Below are 24,810 nucleotides of genomic sequence, written 5' to 3'. Positions count from 1 at the left end.
GCATGAGCCGACAGTGGCACGACCTGCACAGCCCAACGGCCCGCGCCCGCCTTTATCTGCGTGCAGCCAGCAAGCGCACAATCAGCGGCGAGCAGTTGCCGGAGGATGGCCTGCGCTGTTTCATCCGGGTTCAGCCGGGCAATCTGAACGCCTATCGAAGGCTGTGCCACTTTCCCGATGATGGCCGCCTGCCGGCGGCTTATCCCCATGTCATGGCGTTTACCCTGCAATTGCAGTTGATGACCGCAAATGACTTCCCCTTCCCGCTACTCGGCCTGGTGCACCTGCACAACCGCATTGAGGTACTGCGCCCGCTTGGCGCTATCGAAGGGCTGCGCTTTGCGGTGTATGCGCACAACCTGCAGCCCCATGCCAAAGGTGGCACCTTCGACCTGGTCACCGAGGCTGAAGACGGCATCGGTCTGCTGTGGCGTGAAACCAGCCGTATGCTGGTGCGTGGGTTGAAGCTGGAAGGCGAAGTGGATGAGCCCGCTGACGCCGAACCTGGTTCTTTGCCCGAGGCCACCCGCTGGTACGCCGACAGTGATATCGGCCGGCGTTATGCCAAGGTTTGCGGGGATTACAACCCTATTCACCTCAGTGCACTCAGTGCGCGGTTGTTCGGCTTTCCCACGTCCATTGCCCATGGCATGTGGACCAAGGCCATGGCCTTGGCCGCATTACGCGGGCACCTGCCGCACAGTGGCTATGCCTTCGAGGTGGATTTTTGCAAGCCGGTAAGGTTGCCTTCGGAGGTGGTGCTCAGTGCCAGTGAGGCGGGCCCTTCGGGGACGTTGCGGCTGGATGGCCATGGAGGTGTGCTGCATATGGTCGGGCGCTGGGCTCTGCTGTAGGCGCCGCTTGCTTTGCATCGGGCCTGGGCAGAAGCTATGCAGCATTAGGAGACCCCCGATGAACCTGCAAGAACTCACCCAACGCCTGCATCAGATCCGCGACAACAACGACTGGCGCGGCTTCCACAGCCCAAAGAACCTGGCCATGGCCGCCAGCGTCGAAATGGCCGAACTGGTGGAAATTTTCCAGTGGCTGAGCGAGGACGAATCGCGCCAGTTGCCTGCCGACAAACTGGCCCACGCCGGCCAGGAAGTCGGCGATGTGGTGCTCTACCTGTTGCTGCTCTGCAGCGAACTGGGCCTGGACATGGATCAAGTGGTGCGGGCCAAGCTGGCCGATAGCGAGAGGCGCTTCGCCCTATGAACGACCGTCACTTCGATGAGCTGGCCACGCGCTTTGCCGAGAAGATCTACGGCGGCGCCAAAGGTGCGATCCGCCTGGCCGTGCTGCAGGCTGACCTTGCCGAGGCGCTGCCCGACCGCCCGCTACGTATCCTCGACATTGGCGCCGGGTTGGGCCACATGGCCTTGTGGCTGGCCGAGCGCGGCCATCAGCTGACCTTGGCCGAGCCCGCAGCCCCCATGCTCGACGGCGCCCGTGCGCGCTTTGCCGAAGCGGGCCAACCGGCCACCTTCATTCATGCGCCCTGGCAAGAACTGCTTGGCCAACTGACCGAGCCCTACGACCTGGTGCTCTGCCACGCCGTGCTCGAATGGCTGGCCGAACCCGAGAGCATCCTGCCTGTGCTGCACCAGCTCACCGCCCCCGACGGCTGGTTATCGCTGGCCTTCTACAACCGCGATGCACTGGTCTATCGCAACCTGCTCAAGGGCCATTTCCGCAAGTTGCGCAGCAACCGTCTGGAAGGTGAAAAGCAGAGCCTGACCCCACAGAAACCGCTTGATCCACGCGAACTCAAGGCGCAACTTGAACCTATGTGGCAGGTTGAAAGCGAAAGCGGCGTGCGGGTGTTCCACGACTACATGCCCAAGGAGTTCCAGGGTAAGGCCGAGCTGCTCGACCTGCTGGAAATGGAGCTGGCCTACCGCCGCCACCCCGGTTTCGCTGGCCTTGGCCGTTACCTGCACTGGGTCTGCCGCCCTCGCTAACCCGCCCCGCCGGGAGGAATACATGCCGTACCGTCTGTTGTGCCTGGCCCTGCTGCCCATTGCCCTGGCTGGCTGCCAGGGCAGCAACCCGTATGTGGCCAGCAGCCGCCCGTTACCACCGGCCCCTGCACAGGCCGCTACCACTTTCGACGCCAGTGCCTACCCGGCGCCCGCCCGTGATTACGGGCACTACCGCAGCTGGAGCTGGCGCAACGGCCAGTTACCCAGCGGCTCGGCCAATGCTGACCCGGCGCAGTTGGCCGATGCCGTCAGCGGCGCACTCGATCAGCATGGCCTGCGCCCCGCCCGAGGGGCCTCCGGCGACTTGTTGGTCAGCGCCGACATGCGCCTGGAAAAACGCTTGCGCCAGGTGCGTGACTACGACACCTACGACCCCTACTACGGGCCGTACCCCTACGGTGGTGTCGGCTATGGTGGCTACCGCCATGGTTACGGGGGCTATGCCAGTGTGCCCATCGTGCGCACCTATGAGGTCGAAGTCATGGTGGTGCGTATCGACCTGTACGACGCCCGCAGCGGCCAGCCGGTATGGAGCGCCAGCGCCGAAAGCGGCAGCGACAAGGACTCGCCGCGCGAACGCGAAAGTGCCTTGCGCGATTCTGTGCACAAGGCGCTCAGCGGCTATCCTCCCAGTTAATCGCTAACGGAGAACCATCATGTTGCGCCGTCTCGTTCTACTGTCATTCGCGTTATTGCTCGCCGCCTGCTCCAGCAATAACGTCCAGCAGGATTTCGATGCCAGCCGCGATTTCGCCGCCTACCGCAGCTGGGCTTGGCAGGAGCCGGGGCTGCAGTACCGCCCGGACGACCCACGGATCAAGAGCGACCTCACCGAACAGCGCATTCGCCAAGCGGTCGCTGATCAGCTCGACCAGCGCGGCCTGCGCCCGGTGCAAGGCGGCGCTCGGCCTGATCTGAGCGTACGTACTTACCTGATCGTCGAGCAGCGCCAGCAGCAGATCACCACCAACTATGGCGGTGGCTGGGGTGGCTACTGGGGCGGCTACTGGGGGGGCCGATGTACAACGAAACCCGCAGCGTCGACTACAAGGTCGCCACGATTCAGGTCGACATGTTCGATGGGCGTGACGGCAAGCTGGTGTGGCGCGGCAGTGCCGAGCAGATCATGAACAACTACCCGCCAAGTCCTGAAGAACGCAATACCGCCATTCACGACACCGTGGCCAAGGTGTTGGCCAACTATCCGCCAGGCAGCAAGAAATAGCGGCTTGATGCAGGTCTTTGCAGGAGCGGCCTTGCGCCCAGGCCGCGCCTGCAAAAGACCGCGCAGGCCTGCGTCAGCTACGACAAAATCCATTCCAGCCACGCCTTTTTACCCATCCCGCCCCACTCCCCCGCACGTTCCCGTCTATCTTCACTTAAGGAAACCTGACTGACCGGGTAGAAGTGTTCAACATTTGGGAAGGGCGACCTGCCAATGCAAAGCATTGTTCTCCTGCTGTGGCTTGCCTTGTGCTCCGAACAGGATGTGCGTCAACGCCAGATCTCCAACCTGCTGACCCTGGGCGTGGCTACCTGCGCCCTAATCTGGCTGTTCGCCACCGGCCACAGCTGGATCGGCGCCGACGCCAGCGATGCCGGCTGGGCGCTTGCCATCGTCATGCTGCTGACCCTGCCAGGCTATATGCTCGGCCGCTTCGGCGCCGACGACGTCAAGCTGATGGGCGCCCTGGCCCTGGCCACCAGCCCGCAATATGTGCTCGGCACCTTTATCGGCGCCGGCGTCAGTGTGCTGGTATGGCTGCTTACCCGCCGGCGCCTGTGGACCTTGCTCAACCCCAAGGTAAAGAAGCGTTTGCAGGCCCTGACCGAGGAAATGGGCGACAAACAGGCGTTCGTCCCCTATGTGCTGGCAGGGTTTCTTCTGACGGCCGTATGGATCCAATAAGGCTTCCAGTGGTCCGAAGACTTGTACACGCCTTGTACATATTCGCTTAGAGCGACTACTTTTAAGCTGCCAGAGCGTCTGGCACGGGAGCAGGGCGGTATACGAACAGGGAGTTGATCGTGTCCAGACCAGTGAGTGAAGTGAAGGTGTTGGTGGTTGATGACCAACCGGTCATTGTCGAACAACTGTGTGAATTCCTCGAAACCAAGGGCTATGTCTGCATACCAGCCCACTCAACTGACGAAGCTATCGAGCGATATGTGGCAGACCCGGCCATCGGTCTGCTCATCTGTGACCTGCACATGCCGGAGCGAGATGGCATTGAGCTGGTACGCGCCTTGAAGGGGCTCGACGGCAGCCCGCGCATGTTCGAAGCCATCATGTTGACTGGGCGTGCCGAGAAACAGGACGTGATCCGCGCGCTACGCGAAGGCTTTGCCGACTACTACCAGAAGCCGATGGACCTTGACGAGCTGCTGGCGGGCGTACGCCGGCAGGAAGAAGCCTTGCTGGAGCGCCAGCGAAACTTCCGTGATCTGGGTGGGTTGAACCAGCGCCTGCAAGAGCTGGCCGACTCAGTGGACGAACTGTATCAGGACCTGGAAAAAGCCCGTGGCCAAGGCACCCACCGGCGTGCCAGTGACGTGGAGGAAAGCGAAAGCGAACTGCCAGCGGCGTTCGAGAAGCTGTCGCCACGCCAATTGGAAGTGGCGCGCCTGGTCAGCAAAGGCAAGACCAATTACCAGATCGCCTGTGAGCTGGGCATTACCGAGAATACCGTGAAGCTTTACGTGTCACAGGTGTTGCGCCTGACCCACATGCACAACCGCACCCAGCTGGCACTGGCGCTTACCCCTAGCTCATCGCCGGTGCATCAGCGGTTTACCACCCATTGAGGGGGCAGCGTGTAAATTACCGGGGCTGCTTCGCGGCCCCTACAGTTGAACGTCAACGCTCAAGGTCAGCCGAGGCCCACGGTCCAGGCTATCGAGCGCCACATCCGCCAACGGCTTGGCCACTTCCAGCGCCACATTGAACACGCGCCCATCTCCTAACCGCACACCAAACGCCAGCGACGCCAGGTGGGCATCCTCCACCGGCCCTCGGTTATGCCAGGCCTGCGCCGTGTCCACTGCCGCATATGGCTGAACCAGCGCCAGCCCGCTCCCCTGCATGCTGTAGCTCAGCTCGTAAGCCACACCCCAGCCCTTGTCCCCGTCCGCCTGGTCACGCGGGTATCCACGGCCAAAACTCTGCCCGCCAAAACCCGCGCGCTCGCTGTCGGGCAACTTGTCATCACTCCAGTACAAGGCCCCGGACACCACGCCCTGCCAGTTATCCAGCAGTGCGTCGCTCTGCAAGCCGGAAAGCCGCAGCCGCAGAAAGTCCAGGTCGTAGTCGGCATCGCTTCGAGCCCCAAGGTAATCCAGGCCCTGATAGACCCCAGCACTGACGATACGCATACGCCTCTGCTCCATCTCGCGCCAATCGCCCTCGAACGACAGCGCACGCACGTAGGTGTCGTAGTCCCGAGACGATGGCTGCTCATCCGTGTGGTCTTCATCGCGCTCACGAACTGCGTACAAGTGCCCCTGAACCACCAGCCACTCATCCGGCCTGACGATCACCGGCTGACGAAGCCCTATCGCATAGCGCTCGCTGTCGTGCTCGCGGGTGATATCGCGACCATGGTCAAGGCGTATGCGCGTGCCGGGCTCGCTGCGGTAGCGCGAAGCCGACAGCAGCAGTTGACTGCCGGCGGCGTCCAGGTACTGGCTGTAGTCCAGACGCTGGTAATGGACCTGGTCGTCCCCTGGAGGCAGCAGCCAACTGGCCGTGAGTTGTTCACCATGGCGGGTCTGGGCATTGCTGGTTGCCGTGAACAACGCCTGTGCAGTGTCGCGGCTGGAGTCGGTCACCGTCACAGCGGCGCCGAATGGCTTGCGCCGCGCATGCAGGGTCAGCCGGGCGGCGCCATCAGCGGCCTGCGCCATTGTCAGCTCGGCCTCTACCGACACACCAGGCATGCGCGCGGCCAGGCCCAGAAAACGCTCCAGCGTTTCCCGCGTCAGCGGCCGCTCAGCCTCAAGGCGCGCCAGCAACTGTTGCAAATACTCGCTGGCCGGGCCGATATCGCCGTCCACGCGGTAATCACGGAGGTAACCTTCGACCAGCACCACGCTGACCCTACCCTCTGCCACATCCTGCGGTGGCAGATAGGCATACGACAACAAGTAGCCCTGCTGCCGATAACGCTGGGTCAGCCGCTCGGTATATTGCTGCAATTCACCCAACGTGGTCTGGCGCCCTATCAGCGCTTGGTAGTGCTCACGCAGGTCGCTCAGGGGGAACACCGTGCCGCCCTCGAAGCGTACTTTTTGCAGTATCAGCGGGGTATTGGCCGAAGCCCAGTCAGGCTTGTGGATAGCCGCCTCGGCCAGCCGTATGTTGGGGCTGACGAGGCGGTAGGCCGCAATAGGCAGGTTGGCGCTGGGCAAGCGTCGCTCGTATTCATGGCTGTCGAGAAAACCCGGCAACGGCTCGCCCTGGGCCGCAAGCGCCCAGGGCAGCAACAGCAGGGGCACGGCCAGAGGACGCATAGGGCGCTCCATGTTCCCTTGGGTTGTGGGGCACCCGCCGCTCACCCCCCTCACCTGCAAGCGTAGGTGCTGGCCCGGCTGCCGTCGAACACCTACTCGCTGACCTGGAACGCCACCCGCGCCGTCTCGCCACTTTCGTCCAGCGCGCTGAGTTCGGCCTGCCCGACCTGGGGCAAGCGCAGCAGCAAGCTGTCCTGCCCTTGGGTTTCACCCAGCGGCTGGCCGTTGAGGAACCACCAGCGCCGTCCACCACCACCCAACGCCGATACATGCAATTGCAGCGGCTCACTGCTGGTGGCTGGGCGACGCAGATTATCGCCGGGGCGCACGCCCACGATCGACAGCGGTGGCGCGCTGGCCGGTAGTTGCGGCGGGCAGGCCGGGTCGAGGGCGGGCAGACGCGCCGCGCGCCGTTCGAGGCGGGGCAGCCAGGGCTCCAACGGCGCCGGCCACAAGGCGATTTCACGGGGCTTGGCGCCCGGGCAACTGCCATCGACACGCAGGCCCTGGTCGTTGACCCACACGTTTTCGCGCAAACCCAGGCCCAGCGGTTGGTCAGCGGCCTGCAAGGTTGGCGGCGTAGTGCCATCCAGGGTCCAGGCGAAGCGCTGGCGTCGGCAGTTGGGGTCCTGCTTGCTCATCGGCTGGCCCAGCGGCCAGCAGATCGCCGCCACACCGACGTTTGCCGGTACACGCGCCACTGGCACGCTGATGCCACGCTGACTGTCACGGTTGCTCAGCAGGTCATGCACCTGCAGCATCAGCGGCGCCGCCGAAGCCAGGCCAAATTGCCCGGGAACCGGCGTGCCATCGGGGCGACCGATCCACACGCCGATCAGGTAGCGCGGCCCTACGCCGATCGACCAGGCATCGCGAAAGCCATAGCTGGTGCCGGTTTTCCAGGCCAGTTGCGGGCGCTGCACCAGTTCGGCATGCGGGTCGCGGTCGGGGCGAGCCTGGCCACTGAGGATGCGTCGGATGATCCACGCCGCGCCTGGCGACAACAGGCGTCGCTCTACCAGCGGGTCCTGCGGCTGCAAACGCACCTTCGCACTGTTACCGTCCCGTGCCAGCGCCGCGTAGCCACCCACCAAATCTTCCAGCCGGCTGCCGGCGCCCCCCAGTATCAACGACAGGTTGGGCTCGGCCAGCGGCGGCAATATCAGCGGCACGCCCGCCATGCGCAGCTGCGCGGCAAAGCGTTTCGGGCCATAGGCCTCCAGCAATTGCACGGCCGGCAGGTTGAGCGACAGGGCCAGCGCCGAGCTGGCCGAGACCGGGCCGCTGAAGCCCATGGAGAAGTTGCCGGGGCGATAATCGCCATAACGCCGTGGCACATCCTGCAGCAGCGATTCGGAATGGATCAGGCCATCGTCCAGCGCCATGCCGTAGAGAAACGGCTTGAGGGTGGAACCGGGCGAACGCAGCGAGCGCACCATATCGACATGGCCAAAACGGCGCTCGTCCGCCAAATCTATCGAGCCCAGGTAAGCGCGCACCGCCATGGTCTGCGCATCGACCACCAGGACGGCGGCCGAGGTGCGCTCCGGTAGCCGGGCGCGCCAACCCAGCAGCAGGTCTTCGAGGCGCCGCTGAAGTGCGGCATCGAGCGTGGTGCGAATCAGTGGCGGGCTGTCGGCGCTGTTCAGGCGCCGGGCCAGCAAGGGTGCCAGGGCCGGCTCCTGGCGTGGCGCCAACACCAACGGTTCCTCGGCCGCCTCGCGGATTTGCCGCTCAGGCCACACTTGGTATTCGGCCAGGCGCTGCAACACCTTGTCGCGCGCGCGCTGAGCACGCTCGTGGTGGCGGTCTGGGCGCAGCCGGCTGGGTGCCTGGGGCAGCACCGCCAGCAGCGCCGCTTCAGCGGGTGTCAGGTGCAAGGGCGACTTGCCCAGGTACGCCCAGCTGGCCGCGGCCACGCCCTGCAAGGTGCCGCCGAACGGCGCGCGGTCCAGGTAGATCTGCAGGATTTCGCGCTTGGACAAGTGCCATTCCAGCTGCGCCGTACGCCACAACTGACGCAGTTTGCCAGCCAGGGTGCGGTCGTGCGGGTCGAGCAGGCGCGCCACCTGCATCGACAACGTACTGCCGCCCGACACCACGCGCCCACCGCGCAGGTTCAACCAGGCAGCGCGGGCCAAGGCCAGTGGATTGACCCCAGGGTGGCTGTAGAACCAGCGGTCCTCGTAAGTCAGCAAGGCCTGCAGGTACAGCGGCGACACCTGTTCGGGGCTGACCGGGTAGCGCCACACGCCATCAGCATCGGCAAAGCGCCACAACGGCGTCCCGTCCTCGGCCAGCACCACCCGGGCCAGGTCGTCGCCCGGCATGGGCAGCGGCCAGATACGATCAGCAAGCCACAACAGGCCGCACAGCACCAGCACGCCGATCAGCGTGGCACGCAACATCCTGCCCGCATGGCGATGTGGCCGCGCTAAGCTTGGCATCGGGAACCGACCTGGCCAGGTAATGGCCAAAGGCTTTGGGACGGCAACCTCGCCGATTCGTTCATCAGGAAGCAACTATGCATGTAGAAGGTTTTTTCGAGTGGTTGGGCCAGGCACTGGGGTCGTTGATCCGCTTCATCGTCGACGCATTGAGCGGGCTGTTCAACCTGCTGGCCAATGCCGGTGGCAATTTCATCGACGGCCTGGCGCGCACCTTGGGCATGGACACCTCGCTACTCAGCATCCTGGCCCTGATCATCGGCCTTATGCTGCTGTACTCGGCAATCCGTGCGTTCATGCGCGCCTCGATCATCCTCGGGATCATCTGGCTGGTGCTGGGGTTGTGGGTGATGAGTTGGGTGATTCACTAGAAACTGCGCCATTCCTGTAGGAGCGGCCTTGCGTCGCGATCGGGCGCGCAGCGGCCGCAAAACCTGGCGACGCGGTACCACAGTTGCTCCGCGCGCTCAGGTTTTGGGGCCGCTTTGCGGCCCGATCGCGACACAAGGCCGCTCCTACAACAGACCGCGTAGCCTCAGCGGGCTTTTACGGTCATCTCCCCTTGCCCATCGCCCACAGCCTGCAGGTTCGGCCGGTACATCGACTCAACCTGCGGCGGCGGTACGCGGTAGGTGCCCGGGGTCACCGCCCGCGCCAGATACAACAGGTGCGTGGTGCCGTAGCTGTCGAGCTTGAGCGCGGCAACATAACGATCATCACGGTACTCCTGGTGCACCACACTGGCGTTCTGCATAGACTCGCGCCACTCCTTCACCGCGCTGCTGGCGTTGTCCAGGCTGGCGGCGCTTTGCGCCAGGTTCTGGTTTTCCAGCTCCAGGCCTGCTGGCAGCAAATCCACCACCAGCGCATCCGGTACACGGTCTTCAGCCTTGAGCGCCAGGTGCACCAGCACCAAGTCACCACTGCGCAGGTTGTGCAGGTCCAGCGGCTGGCCATTCATGCCCAAGTACTCTCGGCGAATCTGCAGGCCATTGCCGCCAGCAGCAGGCGCCTGGCGTGGGTAGCCCGACAAGGTCAACTGCTGGTACAGCGTCTCGCTGCCTTCGTTCTGCACACTCAGCGGCGATGCCAGTAGCGGGCCTTCCAGCTTCATGCCGGCCTCGGCATTGTTGAACTCGCGCACCTCGCCAGCACTGTCCAGGCGTGCCTGCCACTTGCCTTCCGGCTTGCCCAGCAGGCTACGGCCGGCAAGGAACAGTGCATTGCGCTCCTGGGTAGACAGCCAGCGGTTGGCCGCCAGCTCATCCGACAAGGCGAACAGGCGCTGATCGACCTGGCTGCTGGCCAGGTTGCTTTCCTGCAGCAGTGCCAGGATCAGCGCCTGGTCACGCAGGGCGCTGCCGTAATCGGCCATCCAGCCTTTGCCACGGCTGATGCCCAGGCCCGCCTGCAAGGCTTGCTCGGCACGCGGTTTGTCACCCATCTTGTCCAGTGCCACCGCCAATTGCACCAGCGGTAGGCCAGAACGGGCATCGGCGCGGCGCTCGAACAGGCCTCGCAGGGCACCCAATGGCGCCTGCTGGCTGCGCGACAGCACCAGCGCCGCGTAGGCCTGCACGGCAAAGCGAGTGTGGTCGGCATTTTCGCTGTAGTCGACTTCGATCAGGTTGCGTTCCTGCAGGTAGCGCAGCAGGCGCTCGCTGGCCTTCTTCAGCGCTTCGGCCGGCACGCCGTAACCTTGGTCACGGGCACGCAGCAGGAAGTCGGTGACGTAGGCGGTGAGCCAGTACTCTTCTTCGCTGTCCGAACTCCACAGGCCAAAGCTGCCGTTGTAGCGCTGCATGCCCAGCAGGTGCTCGATGCCCATTTCGATCTTGCGCTTGCGCACCTGCGCCGGCTCGCCCTTGATGCCCAGGCGTTTGAGGCTATCGGCATCAGCGTACAACGACGGGTACAGGCCGCTGGTGGTCTGTTCCAGGCAACCGTAGGGGTAGGCTTCCAACGCGCGAATCTGCTCGGCCAGGTTCAGCGGCGGCCGGCTCGACAAGGCCAGGCTGGCTTCCAGGCCGGCAGGTTCGAAAGCTGCCAGGTCCGCTTCAGGCAAGGTCCATGGCTGGTCTTTCAACGCCACGCGGTAGTGCTTGAGCATCGCCGGATAAGCTGGGCGCACGCCCAATGTCCACTCACGCTCGAACGCGGTGGCGGGCTCGTTTGGCAACTGCAGGCCAGTGACCCGCACATGCACTTTACCCTGCCCCAGGCCCCCTTGGGCCTGTACCGGGATCATCAGTGTCGAGCGCTGGCCTTCGGTCAGGTTAACGCTCTGCACGGCGTTGGCCGCCAGGCTCAGTTGCCCATCGGTGGTGATTTCAACGTTCAACTGTTGAGCACGGCCCGACAGGTTGGCCAGGTCCAGTGCCAGGCTGGTGCGGTCGCCACCGGCCAGGAAGCGCGGTGCCGACAGCTCGGCAATCAACGGTGCAGCGACCACGGTTTTGCCTTCTGCCATGCCGAAGTGTTCTTCGGTCCAGGCCTGGGCCATCAGCCGCAGTTCGCCGTTGAAGTCGGGGATATCGACCGTGGCCTGGCCCTCACCCTTGTCGTCCAGGGTCACCGGCAGGCTCTGCTGGGCGACGATGGTGACCGTGGTGTTAGGGCGCTTGCCACCCTTGGCCATTGCCGCGTCACCGCCAAACGCCAGGCTCGCCAGGCGGCCCTGGCCGGCTTCGATCAACTGGCCGTAGATGTCCAGTTGGTCGGCACCATAGGCCTTGCGCCCGAACAGGCTGGCAAACGGATCCGGGGTTTTGAAATCAGTGATGTTGAGGATGCCCACGTCCACCGCAGACAACAGCACATGCACCTGCTTGGGCACGCTGCCATCGGCATTGGTGGCTTTCACCTTTACGGTCAGCGGCTGTTTCGGCGCATTTTTTCGGGTGCCTGCAGGCTCACCGCCAGCTTGCGTTCGGCGCGGTCCAACGGCAGGTGCAGCACACCCACGGCGCGTTTTGGTGTGGCGTTGGCCTTGCGCTCTCCAGGGCGAATCACCAGCGCGCTGATGTAAAGGTCGTGGCGCGCCCAGGCGTTGTCCAGTTGCACATCAAAGGTCTTGCCCTCGGCGGGCACGTCGATCTCCTGCCACCACAGCGGGCCATCGCTGGACTCGATCATCAGGTAGCCGCTGCCAGCAGCAGGTGGCGTGACGGTGACCTTGGCAGTAGCGCCATCGGCGTAGGACGGTTTATCCAGCGCCAGCTTGACCTGGTCCGGGCGCACCGCGCCGCCTTCGGCGTTATCTTGGGCGCGATAACCGGCCCAGAAGCGCTCGCTGGACACCAGGCCGGTCTGCGGGTCTTCGACCTCCACGCGGTACGGGCCCCATTCAACCTGGAAGCTCAGTTTGGCCGTGGAGCCGGCCTTGACGCTAACGGTCTCCTCACGCTGGGTGAGGAACTTCTCGTTGTAGGCGTAGCTCCAGCCATCGCTCTGCGAGTAGTTCCAGTAGTAGTCTCGACGCTCGCGAATCAGACGTACCTTGAGGTCGTTGGCCGCCAGCTTGTTGCCGTCGCGGTCGGCCACCAGGAATTCGAACTCCACCGGCCCGTCGCTATCGGTTTCCTCACCCTCGAACAGGCCACGCAGGCCCGGCAGGCGCTCGGCAGGCCAGATCGGTTGCTCCAGACGACGGGTGATCGGCCGGCCACCGGACTCCTGCAGGCTGGCCTGCACGGTCAGTTGCAGCGGTGAGCGGGCTTCGGCCCAACGGCTTTCGATATCGACCACGGCCTTGCCAGCCTGATCGAGCGTGACTTCGTCCAGCTCCAGGTCCTGGTTCAGCTCGGTTTCGGTGACCGAGCCGAACTGGTAGCCCGGCAGCGCAGGCACCGCTTCGCGAAGGGGACGCACATAGGCCTGGCCACTCAGGCGATTACCGGCAGCCGGGGCGCCATAGAGGTAACGGCCATTGACCTGGATGCGCGCATCCTCCTCCGGCGACAGCGGCGTGCTGCTGCCCTTCAGCTCCAGCGCCAGGCGTTCAGGCAGGAAGTCCTCGACGAGAAATTCATACACCTGCTTGCGCCCGCCGCCCAGGTCGAGCAGCAGTTGCCAACGGCCAGTCGGGGCCTCGGTGGCGAGCTGCAACTGGTATTGGTACAAGCCATTGCTGTCGGCCTCCCAGACGAACTTGCGGCTCACCTGCTCATCCGGGCGACGCACTTCCACACTCACCGGCTGGGCCTTGACCGGCTTGCCGTCCTGGTCGCGCAGAAGGCCGTTGAGCAGCACCGTTTCGCCTGGGCGATACAGGTCACGCGGGCCGAAGATGAAGAACTGCAACGGGTTGGCTTGCGGGCCGGTAATGTCGAACTCGGCCAGGTCCAGGGCGGCGGTGTTCAGGCGCAGCAGGGTGGTGTGCACACCTTGGGTAGCAATCAGGGTATCGGCCTTGGACGTGATCGGCAGCTGGGCGTGGCCCTTGCCATCGGTGCTGGCCTGGGCCAGCAACTTGCCCTTCTCGTCATGGATTTCGAGATTGACGCCGCTCATCGCCTTGCCGCCTTCCAGCGCCTGCGCGAACACGTCCAGGCGGTCGCGGTAGCGGTGCGCCGACACGCCGATGTCGCTGAGGGTGAACAGGGTCGCCGGCTGCGAGTAGTCGTAAGTGCCCGAAGCACGCATCACTGCCAGGTACACGCCCGGGTCCTGCAGCGGCTTGATGCCGGCGATGGGCAGCAGCACGGTTTCGCGGGTGTTGCGGGCAGGGTTGAGGTCGAAGCGGCCGCTGTAGACCAGCTCGGCCATGTCCAGGGTTTCCTTGGACTGGTAGTAGTACAGGCTGCTGTTGCGCCCCCAGCTGGCCAGGAAAGACGAGAGCATTTCCGGCTTCACCCGGAAAAACTCGACATCGACCTTGTCGACGTTCAGGGCAATCACCGGCAGCCCCTCGGCCAGGCGCGTGGGCAGCAGCGAGCCGCGGCTGGCAAAGCCGATGGTCGGCTGCATGTCGCGGGTTTCCAGCTGGGTGATCGATTCACTGTCCAGTTGCTTGCCGTTGACCGCCAGCAGGCCCTTGTCGACGGTCAGCACCAGCTTGCGCTGCGGTTCCAGGTGACGCAGGCGCAGTTCCATCTGGTTGTCGGAGAGCTCCCAGGCGCCGTCTAGCTTGCCTTTGACGGTGTCGACCAGGTGCACCTTGGTGGCGAAGTCCTGCTTGGCATCCAGCGGCGCGGAGAAGCTGATCGACAGCGTCGCAGCGCCATCGAGCTGCACTTCGGATACATCCAGCACCGTGAGTTCGCGGCCCTCGTAGCGCTTGGCGAGCACGGCCGGGTCTTCGCGTTTGGGGGCGAGGGCTTCGGCGGGCGCGGTGGCCGCCGGTTTGTCCGGCGCCGGTTTGTCCGGCGCGGATGAGTCACAGGCACTGAGCAACGCCAGCGCGCAGGCCAGCAACAATCCTTTGTTGAACATGGAGTAGGAACTCTTGGGCAGCGTGTACGTGAGGGCAGCAACTATAGCGCAACGTCAGGTGCGGCACCCGGCGTTGCGCGCCCAGTAAGACCACGGTCGCGCGAAATGGTTGCCTGGTGGTTACACTGTGGCCTTCGTTAAAGGGGCGTACAGCGGCCCCAAGCCCCTTGGTAAGCAAATGTCCCAACTCTCCGCCGACTGGCGCCACCGCCCTACCCACCACAAGGTCTGGGCGCTGGCCGCACCGATGATCTTGTCCAACATCTCCGTACCGCTGGTGGCGCTGGTCGACAGCACCGTCATCGGCCACCTCCCCCACGCCCACCAGCTAGGCGCCGTGGCCGTGGGCGCCACTTTGTTCACCTTCATGGTTGGCCTGATGGGCTTCCTGCGCATGGGCTCCACTGGCTTCGCCGCACAGGCCGCTGGCCGTGGCGACGGCGCCGCGTTGCGCCAGGTGCTGGTACAAGGGCTGCTTTTGGCGGTCGGTTTCGCCCTGATGATCGGCCTGCTGGCTCTGCCGTTCAGCCAGCTGGCACTGCATGCGATGCAACCCAGTGCAGCCCTGCAGCAATCCACCGAAGACTTCTTCCATACCCGCCTGCTTGGCCTGCCCGCGGCGCTTGCCAGCTATGCGCTGGTTGGCTGGTTTCTGGGCACCCAGAACGCCCGGGCGCCACTGGCCATCCTGCTGACCACCAACCTGCTGAACATCGTCCTGAACCTGTGGTTCGTGCTGGGCCTGGATTGGGGCGTACTGGGGTCGGCACGGGCTTCGGTCATTGCCGAATGGAGCGCCGCGCTGTTCGGCCTGGCCCTGACCCGCCCGGCACTGCGTGCCTACCCGGGGCAGATCGCCTGGGCAGCGCTCAAACGCTGGCAGGCCTGGCGCCCGCTGCTGGCGGTCAACCGCGATATCTTCCTGCGCAGCCTGGCGCTGCAACTGGTGTTCCTGCTGATTACTGTGCAGGGGGCGCGCCTGGGTGAGGCCACGGTGGCGGCCAACGCCCTGCTGCTCAATGGCCTGCTGCTGACGGCCTATGCCCTCGACGGGCTGGCGCATGCGGTCGAGGCCCTGTGCGGCCATGCCATTGGTGCCCGCGACCGCGACACCTTGCGCCGTTCGTTGGTGGTGGCCTGTGGCTGGTCGCTGATCACCAGTTTGGGGTTTGCCGGGTTGTTCCTGCTGGGCGGGCACTTGTTCATCGACCTGCAGACCGACATCGAAAGCGTGCGCAATGCGGCCTATCCGTATTTGCCCTACCTGGCGGTACTGCCGTTGATTGCAGTGTGGAGTTACTTGCTGGATGGGTTGTTCATCGGTGCGACGCGGGCGCGGGAGATGCGCAATGCGATGGTGGTGTCGGTACTGATTGCACTGCCGGTGGCGGTGGCCATGAACGGGTTCGGCACCATGGGCTGTGGTTGGCGTTTCTCGGGTTCATGGGGTTGCGGGCGGTGACGCTGGGGTGGGTGGGGTGGCGGTTGCAGCAGAAAGGTGAGTGGGTTCGGTAATGCCGGGATCGCGGAACGGCTCGGTATCGTGATCCCTGTAGGAGCGGCCTTGTGTCGCGAAATGAGGGCGAAGCCCTCACCTGCCGGCTCACAGCCACACACAATTCCAATGTGGGTACTCGCCCGCTCGTCGAACCAGACCCGCCCGAATCGGGTTGGCGATGATGTAGCGGGCAGCAGCCCTTACATCCTCATCCTTGCGCAATGCCCGGTCATAAAAGCCAGGCTGCCAGATGTGCTTTCGCTCGGCACCTATACGGTAAAGCGCACAACTGCTGCGTGACTTGAAAGCACACATGAGTTTGTCCAGGCTGGTAGGCCCAAGCTCGATCAACCAATGCAGATGGTCTGGCATCAGAACCCAAGCCAACGTACGGCAACTACCTTCATGATCACTCAGGCGCAATTGATTAATGGCCGCTCGTGCAAACCAGAGGTTCTGGAACAGCGGGCGCCGTTGGCGGGTAACGGTAGTTAGCAGATAAAGCCTGCCTGACTCTGAAAAGCGCCCTTGGCGCAAGCGATGATTGCCGTGACGGTCCATGTCGAATTCCTTTGAACATTGCATTCGCAGGATAGGTGTCGCAATGAGGGATGGCGTAGGCGGATCATTACCGGGTATGACGCCGTGAGGGCTGCGCCCTCAGTTCGCGACGCAAGGCCGCTCCTACAGGGAAATCGCGTATGGCAATTACTGCGCGATCCGCTGTAGGAACGGCCTTGTGTCGCGATGGGCCGCAAAGCGGCCCCGGCGGTTACGACGACAAGTACGAAGACCGGGTCAACCCAAGGCGCAAGGCATCCAGGAACTGGGTACGCTCACGTGCGGTGATCTTGGCGCTGGCCACCTTGTCGCGGTAATGCGTCATCAACTCCTCCGGCGACAGGTGCACGTAGCGCAGCATGTCCTCGATGGTGTCGTGGGTCTCGATACCGGCGTGGTACACGCTGCCGTCGGCATTCTGGTAGATGTTCACCGAGTCGGTGTCACCGAACAGGTTGTGCATATCGCCCAGGATTTCCTGGTAGGCACCGACCAGGAACACGCCCAGCAGGTAGTCCTCGCCCTCCTTCAGCGCATGCACCGGCATGCTGGTCTCGATGCTCTGCTCATCAACGTACTGGTTGATCTTGCCGTCGGAGTCGCAGGTCAGGTCCTGCAATACCGCACGTCGCATCGGCTCTTCGTCCAGGCGGTGCAGCGGGATGATCGGCAGTACCTGGCCGATGGCCCAGGTGTCCGGCAGGCTCTGGAACACCGAGAAGTTGCAGATGTACTTGTCGGCCAGCTTGTCGTTCAGCTCGTCCAGCACCTGACGGTGCGAGCGCTGGCGGGCCTTGAGCGAGTTGTGCAGGCGGCGGCAGACGGCAAAATAGCACTGTTCAGCCAGTGCCTTCTCGCCCAGGCTGATCTTGCCATCGGCATACTGCGCGGCCACGTCACCCATATAGTGGGTGGCGCGCCAGTAAGTCTCGGTGACCATCTCGATATCGGTCGGGCCAAGCAGGTCGACCAGCCACTGCACGGTCTCGGGCAGGGCTTCCTTGTTCTCGATGGTGGGCACGTCGTCGTTGTGTTTCTCGACGTCGGTCACCTGGATCACCAGCATGGCGTGGTGCGCTGTCAACGAGCGGCCACTCTCGGAGAAGATGTGCGGGTGCGGCAGGCCCTGCGCGTCGCAGAACTCCTTGAGCATGCCCACCACCACGCCGGCGTAGTCGTCCATGTCGTAGTTGATCGAGCTGGCATTGCGCGAGTGGGTGCCGTCGTAGTCCACGCCCAGGCCACCGCCAACGTCGATGTGGTCGACCGGCAGGCCCAGCGCACGCAGTTCGCCGTAGTAACGGATGGCTTCCTTGAAACCGTGCTGATAGTCAGCCAGGTTGGCGATCTGCGACCCCATGTGGAAGTGCAGCAGGCGAATGCCCTGGTCCAGGCCTGCATCGCGGAAGCGCTGTACTACAGAGAGCAGCTGGGCGGCAGACAAACCGAACTTGGACTTTTCGCCACCGGTATCGGCCCACTTGCTCGAAGCCAGCGACGACAGGCGCACGCGCAGGCCGACCTGCGGTTTCACCTTCAGCTCGGCGGCCTCTTCGATCACCAGCGCCACTTCCGACTCTTTCTCGATGACGATGAACACGTTGTGGCCGAGCTTCTGGCCCATCAACGCCAGGCGAATGAACTCACGGTCCTTGTAGCCGTTGCAGACGATGGTGCCGCCCTTCGGCGCCAGCGCCAGTACGGCCAGCAGCTCGGGTTTGGAGCCGGCTTCCAGGCCAATGGAAACGTTTTGCGTGGCGATGATGTTTTCCACCACCGCTTCCTGCTGGTTGACCTTGATCGGGTACAGCGCGGTGTACTGGCTCTGGTACTCCAGGCGCGCGATGTTGGCATCGAACGCACCAGTCAGCTGGCGTACGCGGTCCTGCAGAATGTCGGGGAAGCGCACCAGCAAGGGCAGCGACAGGCCGCTCTGGCGCAGTTCGTCAACCTGTTCGTACAGGTCGATCGGCGCGCTGTTGGGGCCGTTGGGGCGCACTTCGACGCGCCCGGCTTCATTGATGGCGAAATAACCAGCGCCCCAATGGCGGATGCCATAAACACTGCGGCTGTCGGCCACGGTCCATTGGCTACCATCGTCTTTGCGTGTGCGTCGTACGGACATTCAAGTCCCCTATAGATAAGTCGAAGACACTGCCCCGCAGGCAGCGGAGCGAGTGTAAAAGCTGAAAATGACGATTCATCCGTGTTCAGGCATAGACCCTGGCCACGGGAACGAGTTTAGAAAGCGCTGGGCAAAAAATCGCGCGATGGCCTCAGCCGCCGGACTTTTTCGCCTTGAAACCCTGTTTGGTCAGCTCGCCGATCAACAGCTCGACATGGTCGCCCTGGATCTCGATAACCCCGTCCTTCAGAGCGCCGCCGGTACCGCAGCGGCGCTTGAGCGTGGTCGCCAGCTCTTTGAGCTGGTCGGGCGGCAGCGGCACGCCGGTGACGGTGGTCACGGTTTTGCCGCCACGGCCTTTGCTCTCACGGCGCACACGGGCAATGCCGTCGCCTTCGGGGATAATTTGCTGCTTGCAGATGCAGGCATCCACTGGCTGGCCACAGTCAGGGCAGTGCCGACCAGCGTCGGTGGAATACACGAGACCGCCAAGGGCGGAAAAGGAAGAAGCTTTCTTGGCCACTTTTGTTCCTCTGTGCTGAGGACAAAAACTGGTCGTGCCTTGGGGTTGAGGCCGACCGCGAAGCCCCACTCTGGCAGGGGCGGCGCTACTGCCGCAAGACTTGCGACAGCCCGAAAAGGGCGCGCAGTGTAACGATAAATGCAGCCGTTGCTAAGTACAGGATTGCGGCATTTTGCGAATGTTTTGCGACCCTTCGCGTATTGGGGCTGCTTTGCAGCCCGATCGCGACACAAGGCCGCTCCTACAGGAGACCGCGCAAGGCCGGGGGACGCGACCTCTTGTAGGAGCGGCCTTGTGTCGCGATCGGGCCGCAAAGCGGCCCCTGCTTTATTTCAAGCTAAGCTTGTAGCGCTGCAACGCCGCCAACGAGTCCGGGCAGATGGCTTGCTGAGGCTTTCCTGCTCAGCCTGCTCCAGGCCAATGAACCGCGCCTCGATCACCTCTTCCGGCTGCAGTCGCAATGGCGCATCGGACACCGCCGAATACACCGCACACCACAGACGGTTGTCCGGCTGGTCAAAGTAGAACCGCTCGTGGAAACGCAGCTGCGCACCTTCAATCCCCAGCTCTTCGGCCAGCTCGCGTGCGGCCGACTCGGCATACGCCTCCCCGGCCGCGACCATGCCGCCTGCCGCCACATCCCAATAGCCTGGGTACAGCGCCTTGCTCAGGGTGCGACGATGCACACACAGCTCACCGGCACTGTTGAACAGCAAGATGAACGTACAACGCCCGATCAACCCGCGCTCACGCAACTCGGCACGGGGCAACGCGCCCAGCACCTGGTCGGCTTCGTCCACCCAGGTGACCAGTTCGCGGTCGGAAGCCGCACGGTGGGCGGCCTCGGTTGGGCTGATAGCCATCATCAACCCTGCGACAGCAACTGACGCAGGTCGATAACCGCGGCGTTGGCCCGGGAAATGTAGTTGGCCATGACCAGCGAGTGGTTGGCCCACATGCCGAAGCCACTGCCGTTCAGCACCATTGGGCTCCACAGCGGCTCTTGCGAGGCTTCCAGCTCGCGGATGATCTGGCGCACGCTGACCGTGGCGTTCTTCTTGGCCAGCACATCGGCAAAGTCCACCTCGATAGCACGCAGCAGGTGCGACAGCGCCCACGCCTGGCCACGGGCTTCATAGAACACGTTGTCAATCTGCAGCCACGGGGTTTCCACCAACTCCTCGTCCACTTGCGGCGCCTGGCCGGCGACGACCGACTCGGTCTTCAGCGTGCTGTTGAGCTTGACCCGGCCAACGCTGGCCGACAGCCGCTGCGACAGCGAGCCCAGGCGAGTGGCCACGTCACCCAGCCAGTTGTTCAGGTTGTCGGCACGGGTGTAGAAGATCGCGCCCTTGTCGCCAGCAGCCAGGCGAGTCTGGTAGCGGGACAGCGACTTGATGCCCTCTTCGAACTCCGACTCGCTCGATGGCAAGATCCAGCTCTTGTTGTCGAAGTTGAATCGCGGCTCGGCCTTGGCCAGGTCGGCGTCTTCGGTGGACTGCGACTGCGACCGGGCGAAGTCCTTGCGCAGCGCGCGCGACAGGTCGCGTACCTGGACCAGCACGCCATATTCCCAACTCGGCATGTTGTCCATCCACAGCCCTGGCGGGAAGCGGTCGTTGGAAATGTAGCCGCCCGGCTTGTTCAGCAAGGTGCCGGCAACGGTCTTGAGGGTTTCGAGGGTGGTGTAGCCCACCACCATTTGCTGGCCATTGCGCTCGGCAGCGGCCTGGGCATTCTGCTGCACCGGGAACAGCGCGGGCTCCTGGCTCCAGTACCAGCCAAGGCCGATACACACCAGCAGGTACAACCCGATCAGGGTCCCCAGGGCGCGGCTCCACAGGCCGCCAAGGTAGCTACGGGCGGCAGCGCCGCGGCCATCGACACGCTCACGGGGCTCGGCTTTGGCCTCGCGGTTTTTCCAGTCCAGCATGGCTTTGTCCTTAATCAGTCACGACGGTTCAGGGGCTTGGACCACAGGCCTGCGCCAGGGTGCCACGGCAAGCCCGCGTGGCAGCACTATAAAGCAGACACCACCGTACGCATAAGCGACCATTCAGTCAGTAACTGAATATTCGTTCTGGCCGCTTTGTTGATGCAGGGCAGTCACGCGCTTGAAAAGAGCTGCTAGCATAGAGCCATCATTGCCCCTGCACATCCCAACCTATAAGTAGCCAGGACATGAGCAAAGCAGTCGAGCCGAGCCCGCAATGCCCCGTGCAACAGCTGACGCGTAACGGCCTGCGCAAGGACGACCCGCTCGACCCACTGCTGCTGCCGCCCCCACGCAAACCGGTGTACATCCTGCTGCAGGATCATGAGCGTGCCCAGCGCTTGGCCCAGCAACTGGAGTTCTTCGGCCTGGTGGTGCAAGCACTGCCCAATGCTACGGCGTTTCTCGCCTCGATCTGCGAGTACCCGCCTTCGGCCATCATTATGGATGTCGACTTCACCGGTACGGGCCAAGGCCTGCAGCTGGCCGCCCAGGTGCAGCAAGGGTTGGCGCGACATATTCCGCTGCTGTTCTTCAGCCACCACGAAGCCGACACCCCAACCCGCCTTGCCGCCGTACGCGCCGGTGGCCAGGACTTTCTCACCGGCAGCCTGGAGGCTTCCAGCCTGCTGGAAAAGGTCGAACTGCTGACCAATGCCACCCCGCACGACCCGCTGCGCGTGCTGATCATCGACGACTCGCGAACCCAGGCCCTGTACACCGAGCGGGTGCTGGCCGGCGCCGGCATGGTCACCCGCAGCCTGACCGACCCGATCCGTACCATGGCCGAGCTTGCCGACTTCCAGCCCGACCTGATCATCCTCGACCTGTACATGCCAGCCTGCACCGGCCCGGAACTGGCCAAGGTGATTCGCCACAGTGACCGTTATGTGAGCGTGCCGATCATCTACCTGTCAGCCGAGGACGACCTGGACAAGCAGCTGGATGCCATGAGCGAAGGCGGTGATGACTTTTTGACCAAACCCTTTCGCTCACGTCACCTGATCACCACCGTGCGCAACCGCGCCGCCCGCGCCCGGCACTTGAAGGCGCGCATGGTGCGCGACAGCCTGACCGGGCTGTACAACCACACCCACATCCTGCAACTGCTGGAAGACTGCAGCTTCCGCGCCCGCCGCGAACTGCAGCCGTTGAGCTTTGCCATGCTCGATATCGACCACTTCAAAAAGATCAACGACCGCCACGGCCACCCCATGGGCGATCGGGTGATCAAGAGCCTGGCGTTGTTCCTCAAGCAGCGCTTGCGCAAGACCGATTTCATTGGCCGCTATGGTGGCGAAGAGTTCGCCATCGTCATGCCCAATACCGCGCTGGACGCGGCACACAGGGTACTGGACGAAATTCGCCGGCGCTTTGCCGAGATTCTCTACCCGGCGCAGCCACGGGATTTGCAGTGCACCTTCAGTGCCGGAGTCGTACAGCTGGACGAGGGGCTGGATGCACTGACCATGGCCAGTGCGGCGGACGAAGCGCTGTACCGGGCCAAGCACGCGGGGCGCAATTGCGTAGTGCGTGTAGAGCCCTAAGTCACTTAAAACCGTACCGGCACTGTGCCACTTTTTTCTGGCGTCAAGCCCTTGCCGTCATCACCGCGTCACAAAATCGCAATAACTTCAGCCGCCACTCCCCCTCACCAGGAAGCTCGCGGCTATGCGCCTGAAGTGGCTGACCAATTTCAACACCCTGTTGCTGGTGACCGTGTGCCTCGCCTTGGGCGCAACCCTGTGGTGGTCGCAGCGGGCCCTGGAGCGCCCCTACCAGATGATGGAGCGCTACCTGGGCCTGTCCCAACAGTTCCAGAACCAGGCGGCACGCAACATCCAGGCGTACCTGGGCAGCGGCGATGCCCTGCGCCATGCCGCCGCCATGGAAGCCAACCAGCAGCTGCAGGCCGCCCTGGCCGACTGGCCCGTTGAGCTGGCCGAGCAATTGCGCCCTAGCCTGGACAGCCTGCAGGCCTTCACTGCCAATGAACTGCTGGCCGCTGGCAAGCTGGCCGGCGACCCACAAGCCTTGCTGCTGCAAGCCGAGCGGGAGCTGGGGGCGAACCTTGAACAAATGGCCGGCTACGCCCGCGACAGCGGCAATGCCGAGGCCAACCGTTACCTGCTGCCACTGCTCGACGCCACCGTGCACCTGGGCCGGCTGTCACTGGCCCGCGACAAGCTGGTCAGCAGCGGCCGCCCGGAGCTGGCCGACGAAGTCGAGCGCGAGCTGCAACTGATCCGCGTCCAGGCCCAGGTGGTCGACGGTCTGCCCCTGCTCGGCGTAACCCGTACGGCCGAATCCGGCGCCGACGACTTCGCCGCGATGATGGGCCTGGCGTCCCAGGCCAGCGCCCAGCAGGAAGACATTGCCGTAGGCCTGAAGCGCGAACTGCAAAGCCTGCTCAGCCGCTACCCGGCCGAGCTGCAACGCACCCGCGAACAAATCGAGCGCCGCGTCGCCCTGGCGGCCAGCACCCGCCAGCGCCTGGAGGCGGTGCAGCAGGCCATCGCCGCGCTGGAGCCCGAGGTACGCGGCCAGCATGCAAAAATCGCTGCCGAAGTGCGCATCATCCAAGGCCTGATGATCGGCCTGATCCTGCTGATTGCCCTGCTGATCGACACACTGCAGAGGCGCTTGGCCCGCACCCTTACAGGCCTGGCGCCCGCCCTGTCGCGTTGGGCAGAGGGTGACTTTGCCCAGGCTATCACCCTGGGCAAGACCAACCGCGAACTGCACGATATCCAGGAATCGCTCAACCGCCTGCGCCAGTACCTGGTCGAGCTGGTCGGCACCATCCGCCACAACGCCGAACAAGTGGCCGGCAGCAGCCACGCCCTGGCCGGCATGAGCGCCGCGCTGCACGATGGCGCCGAGCGCCAAGCCGGCGATACCGGGCAGATCCGCGATGCCCTCGGTGAACTGGAGGCGACCATTCAGCAAGTGGCGGGGGATGCGAGCGCCGCCGCCGATGCCAGCCGCGATGCCGGGCGCGCCGTGGAGCAAGGCCAGGCCGTAATTGGCCAGAGCCTGTCGGGCTTACGTGACCTGGTCGATGAAGTGCAAGGCAACGCCCGCATGATCGAGCAGTTGGCGGAAGAGTCGGCAACCATCGGCGGCGTACTGACGGTAATCCGCTCGATTGCCGAGCAGACCAACCTGCTGGCACTGAACGCCGCGATCGAAGCGGCCCGCGCCGGTGAGATGGGCCGTGGCTTTGCCGTGGTGGCCGATGAGGTGCGCTCGTTGGCACAGCGCACCACAGGCGCTACCGGCGAGATTCAGGCCCTGATCGACCGCTTGCAGCAGGCGGCCAGAGGCTCGGTGGCCGGGATGCGCGCGCAGCTTGAGCATGCCGAGGCCACGGCCAATCAGGCCCAGGCGGCAGACGGAGCACTGGATGAGATTGTCTGTGCCATTCGTACCATCTCGGACACGGCCGTGCGGATTGCCGATGTCACGGCGCAGCAGAGCGGCGCGGTGAGCGAAATTCGTGACCACAGCGAGCGGATTCATGAGCTGGGTGAGGACAACTTGCAGCGTATTGGTGAGGGGCGTGAGCAAGGCGAGCATTTGCTGAGCCTGGGCGGCGAGCTGAACCGGGCGGTGCGGGCGTTCAGAGTCTGACCTGGATCTTTCAGCGCCTGTGAGATCGAGCGCCGCCCGCGCGGCGCATCGCGAGCTGCGCTCGCTCCTACGTTTGTTATTGGCCAGTAACGCCTGTGGCAGG

The 24,810-nt window shown here is 64.0% G+C and carries 15 protein-coding genes and 4 pseudogenes; 11 read left to right on the top strand and 8 right to left on the bottom strand.

Features of this window, described 5'->3' with window-relative positions:
• The first annotated feature begins 2 nt into the window (after positions 1-2).
• The 7 genes and pseudogenes from AB5975_13170 to AB5975_13140 all read left to right on the top strand — a co-directional run bounded on the left by AB5975_13170 (position 3) and on the right by AB5975_13140 (position 4,790).
• Positions 3-854 (top strand): MaoC family dehydratase, encoded by an 852-nt coding sequence (locus AB5975_13170; GenBank protein ID XDR22663.1) that lies wholly within the window; start codon positions 3-5, stop codon positions 852-854.
• A gap of 58 nt (positions 855-912) precedes the next feature.
• The gene (locus tag AB5975_13165) at positions 913-1,218 is read left to right on the top strand and encodes a MazG-like family protein (GenBank protein XDR22662.1); all 306 of its coding nucleotides are present in this window, start codon (positions 913-915) and stop codon (positions 1,216-1,218) included.
• The gene (locus AB5975_13160; GenBank protein ID XDR22661.1) at positions 1,215-1,964 is read left to right on the top strand and encodes a methyltransferase domain-containing protein; all 750 of its coding nucleotides are present in this window, start codon (positions 1,215-1,217) and stop codon (positions 1,962-1,964) included. The genes AB5975_13165 and AB5975_13160 overlap by 4 nt, the downstream gene beginning before the upstream one ends.
• A gap of 22 nt (positions 1,965-1,986) precedes the next feature.
• The gene (locus AB5975_13155) at positions 1,987-2,622 is read left to right on the top strand and encodes a DUF4136 domain-containing protein (GenBank protein ID XDR22660.1); all 636 of its coding nucleotides are present in this window, start codon (positions 1,987-1,989) and stop codon (positions 2,620-2,622) included.
• Between the two features lie 19 nt (positions 2,623-2,641).
• A pseudogene (locus AB5975_13150) lies at positions 2,642-3,210 on the top strand (DUF4136 domain-containing protein).
• A gap of 213 nt (positions 3,211-3,423) precedes the next feature.
• Positions 3,424-3,894: a prepilin peptidase gene (locus tag AB5975_13145; protein ID XDR22659.1), complete on the top strand. Its 471-nt coding sequence runs from the start codon at positions 3,424-3,426 to the stop codon at positions 3,892-3,894.
• A 119-nt stretch (positions 3,895-4,013) separates the two neighbouring features.
• Entirely contained in the window at positions 4,014-4,790 is a 777-nt protein-coding gene (locus tag AB5975_13140; GenBank protein ID XDR22658.1) for a response regulator transcription factor, read from the top strand.
• Positions 4,791-4,829: 39 nt separating this feature from the next.
• On the opposite strand, the gene AB5975_13135 is transcribed toward AB5975_13140, so the two are convergent.
• Both AB5975_13135 and pbpC read right to left on the bottom strand, forming a co-directional pair.
• Positions 4,830-6,494 (bottom strand): ShlB/FhaC/HecB family hemolysin secretion/activation protein, encoded by a 1,665-nt coding sequence (locus AB5975_13135; GenBank protein XDR22657.1) that lies wholly within the window; start codon positions 6,492-6,494, stop codon positions 4,830-4,832.
• A 92-nt stretch (positions 6,495-6,586) separates the two neighbouring features.
• Positions 6,587-8,941, bottom strand: coding sequence for a peptidoglycan glycosyltransferase PbpC (gene pbpC, locus AB5975_13130; protein ID XDR22656.1), 2,355 nt, complete (start codon positions 8,939-8,941; stop codon positions 6,587-6,589).
• Between the two features lie 77 nt (positions 8,942-9,018).
• Between pbpC and AB5975_13125 the strand changes: the two genes are divergently transcribed.
• Positions 9,019-9,312, top strand: a complete 294-nt coding sequence (locus AB5975_13125) for a hypothetical protein (protein XDR22655.1) — start codon at positions 9,019-9,021, stop codon at positions 9,310-9,312.
• Between the two features lie 164 nt (positions 9,313-9,476).
• Here AB5975_13125 and AB5975_13120 read toward each other — a convergent pair.
• Positions 9,477-14,374: pseudogene (locus AB5975_13120) on the bottom strand (alpha-2-macroglobulin).
• A gap of 178 nt (positions 14,375-14,552) precedes the next feature.
• On the opposite strand from AB5975_13120, the pseudogene AB5975_13115 reads away from it, so the two are divergent.
• Positions 14,553-15,889 (top strand): annotated as a pseudogene (locus tag AB5975_13115) (MATE family efflux transporter).
• Between the two features lie 88 nt (positions 15,890-15,977).
• On the opposite strand, the gene AB5975_13110 reads toward AB5975_13115, so the two are convergent.
• The 5 genes and pseudogenes from AB5975_13110 to AB5975_13090 form a co-directional block, all read right to left on the bottom strand.
• A complete protein-coding gene (locus AB5975_13110; protein ID XDR22654.1) occupies positions 15,978-16,433 on the bottom strand; it encodes a transposase in 456 nt (151 codons plus the stop codon).
• Between the two features lie 211 nt (positions 16,434-16,644).
• The gene (speA, locus tag AB5975_13105; protein XDR22653.1) at positions 16,645-18,558 is read right to left on the bottom strand and encodes an arginine decarboxylase; all 1,914 of its coding nucleotides are present in this window, start codon (positions 18,556-18,558) and stop codon (positions 16,645-16,647) included.
• 151 nt (positions 18,559-18,709) lie between these two features.
• Positions 18,710-19,081 carry a translation initiation factor Sui1 gene (locus tag AB5975_13100; GenBank protein ID XDR22652.1) on the bottom strand — a complete coding sequence of 124 codons (372 nt, stop codon included), beginning with the start codon at positions 19,079-19,081 and terminating at the stop codon, positions 18,710-18,712.
• 327 nt (positions 19,082-19,408) lie between these two features.
• Positions 19,409-19,944 (bottom strand): annotated as a pseudogene (locus tag AB5975_13095) (NUDIX hydrolase).
• A 2-nt stretch (positions 19,945-19,946) separates the two neighbouring features.
• A complete protein-coding gene (locus AB5975_13090; protein ID XDR22651.1) occupies positions 19,947-21,014 on the bottom strand; it encodes a DUF2333 family protein in 1,068 nt (355 codons plus the stop codon).
• Positions 21,015-21,262: 248 nt separating this feature from the next.
• On the opposite strand from AB5975_13090, the gene AB5975_13085 reads away from it, so the two are divergent.
• Complete coding sequence (locus tag AB5975_13085; protein XDR22650.1) at positions 21,263-22,621, top strand: diguanylate cyclase; 1,359 nt, start codon at positions 21,263-21,265, stop codon at positions 22,619-22,621.
• Positions 22,622-22,745: 124 nt separating this feature from the next.
• Complete coding sequence (locus tag AB5975_13080; protein XDR22649.1) at positions 22,746-24,707, top strand: methyl-accepting chemotaxis protein; 1,962 nt, start codon at positions 22,746-22,748, stop codon at positions 24,705-24,707.
• The last annotated feature ends 103 nt before the right edge of the window (positions 24,708-24,810 follow it).

This window comes from Pseudomonas putida (assembly GCA_041071465.1).
GTDB lineage: Bacteria > Pseudomonadota > Gammaproteobacteria > Pseudomonadales > Pseudomonadaceae > Aquipseudomonas > Aquipseudomonas putida_P.
This window is presented reverse-complemented; position numbering and strand designations above follow the sequence as displayed.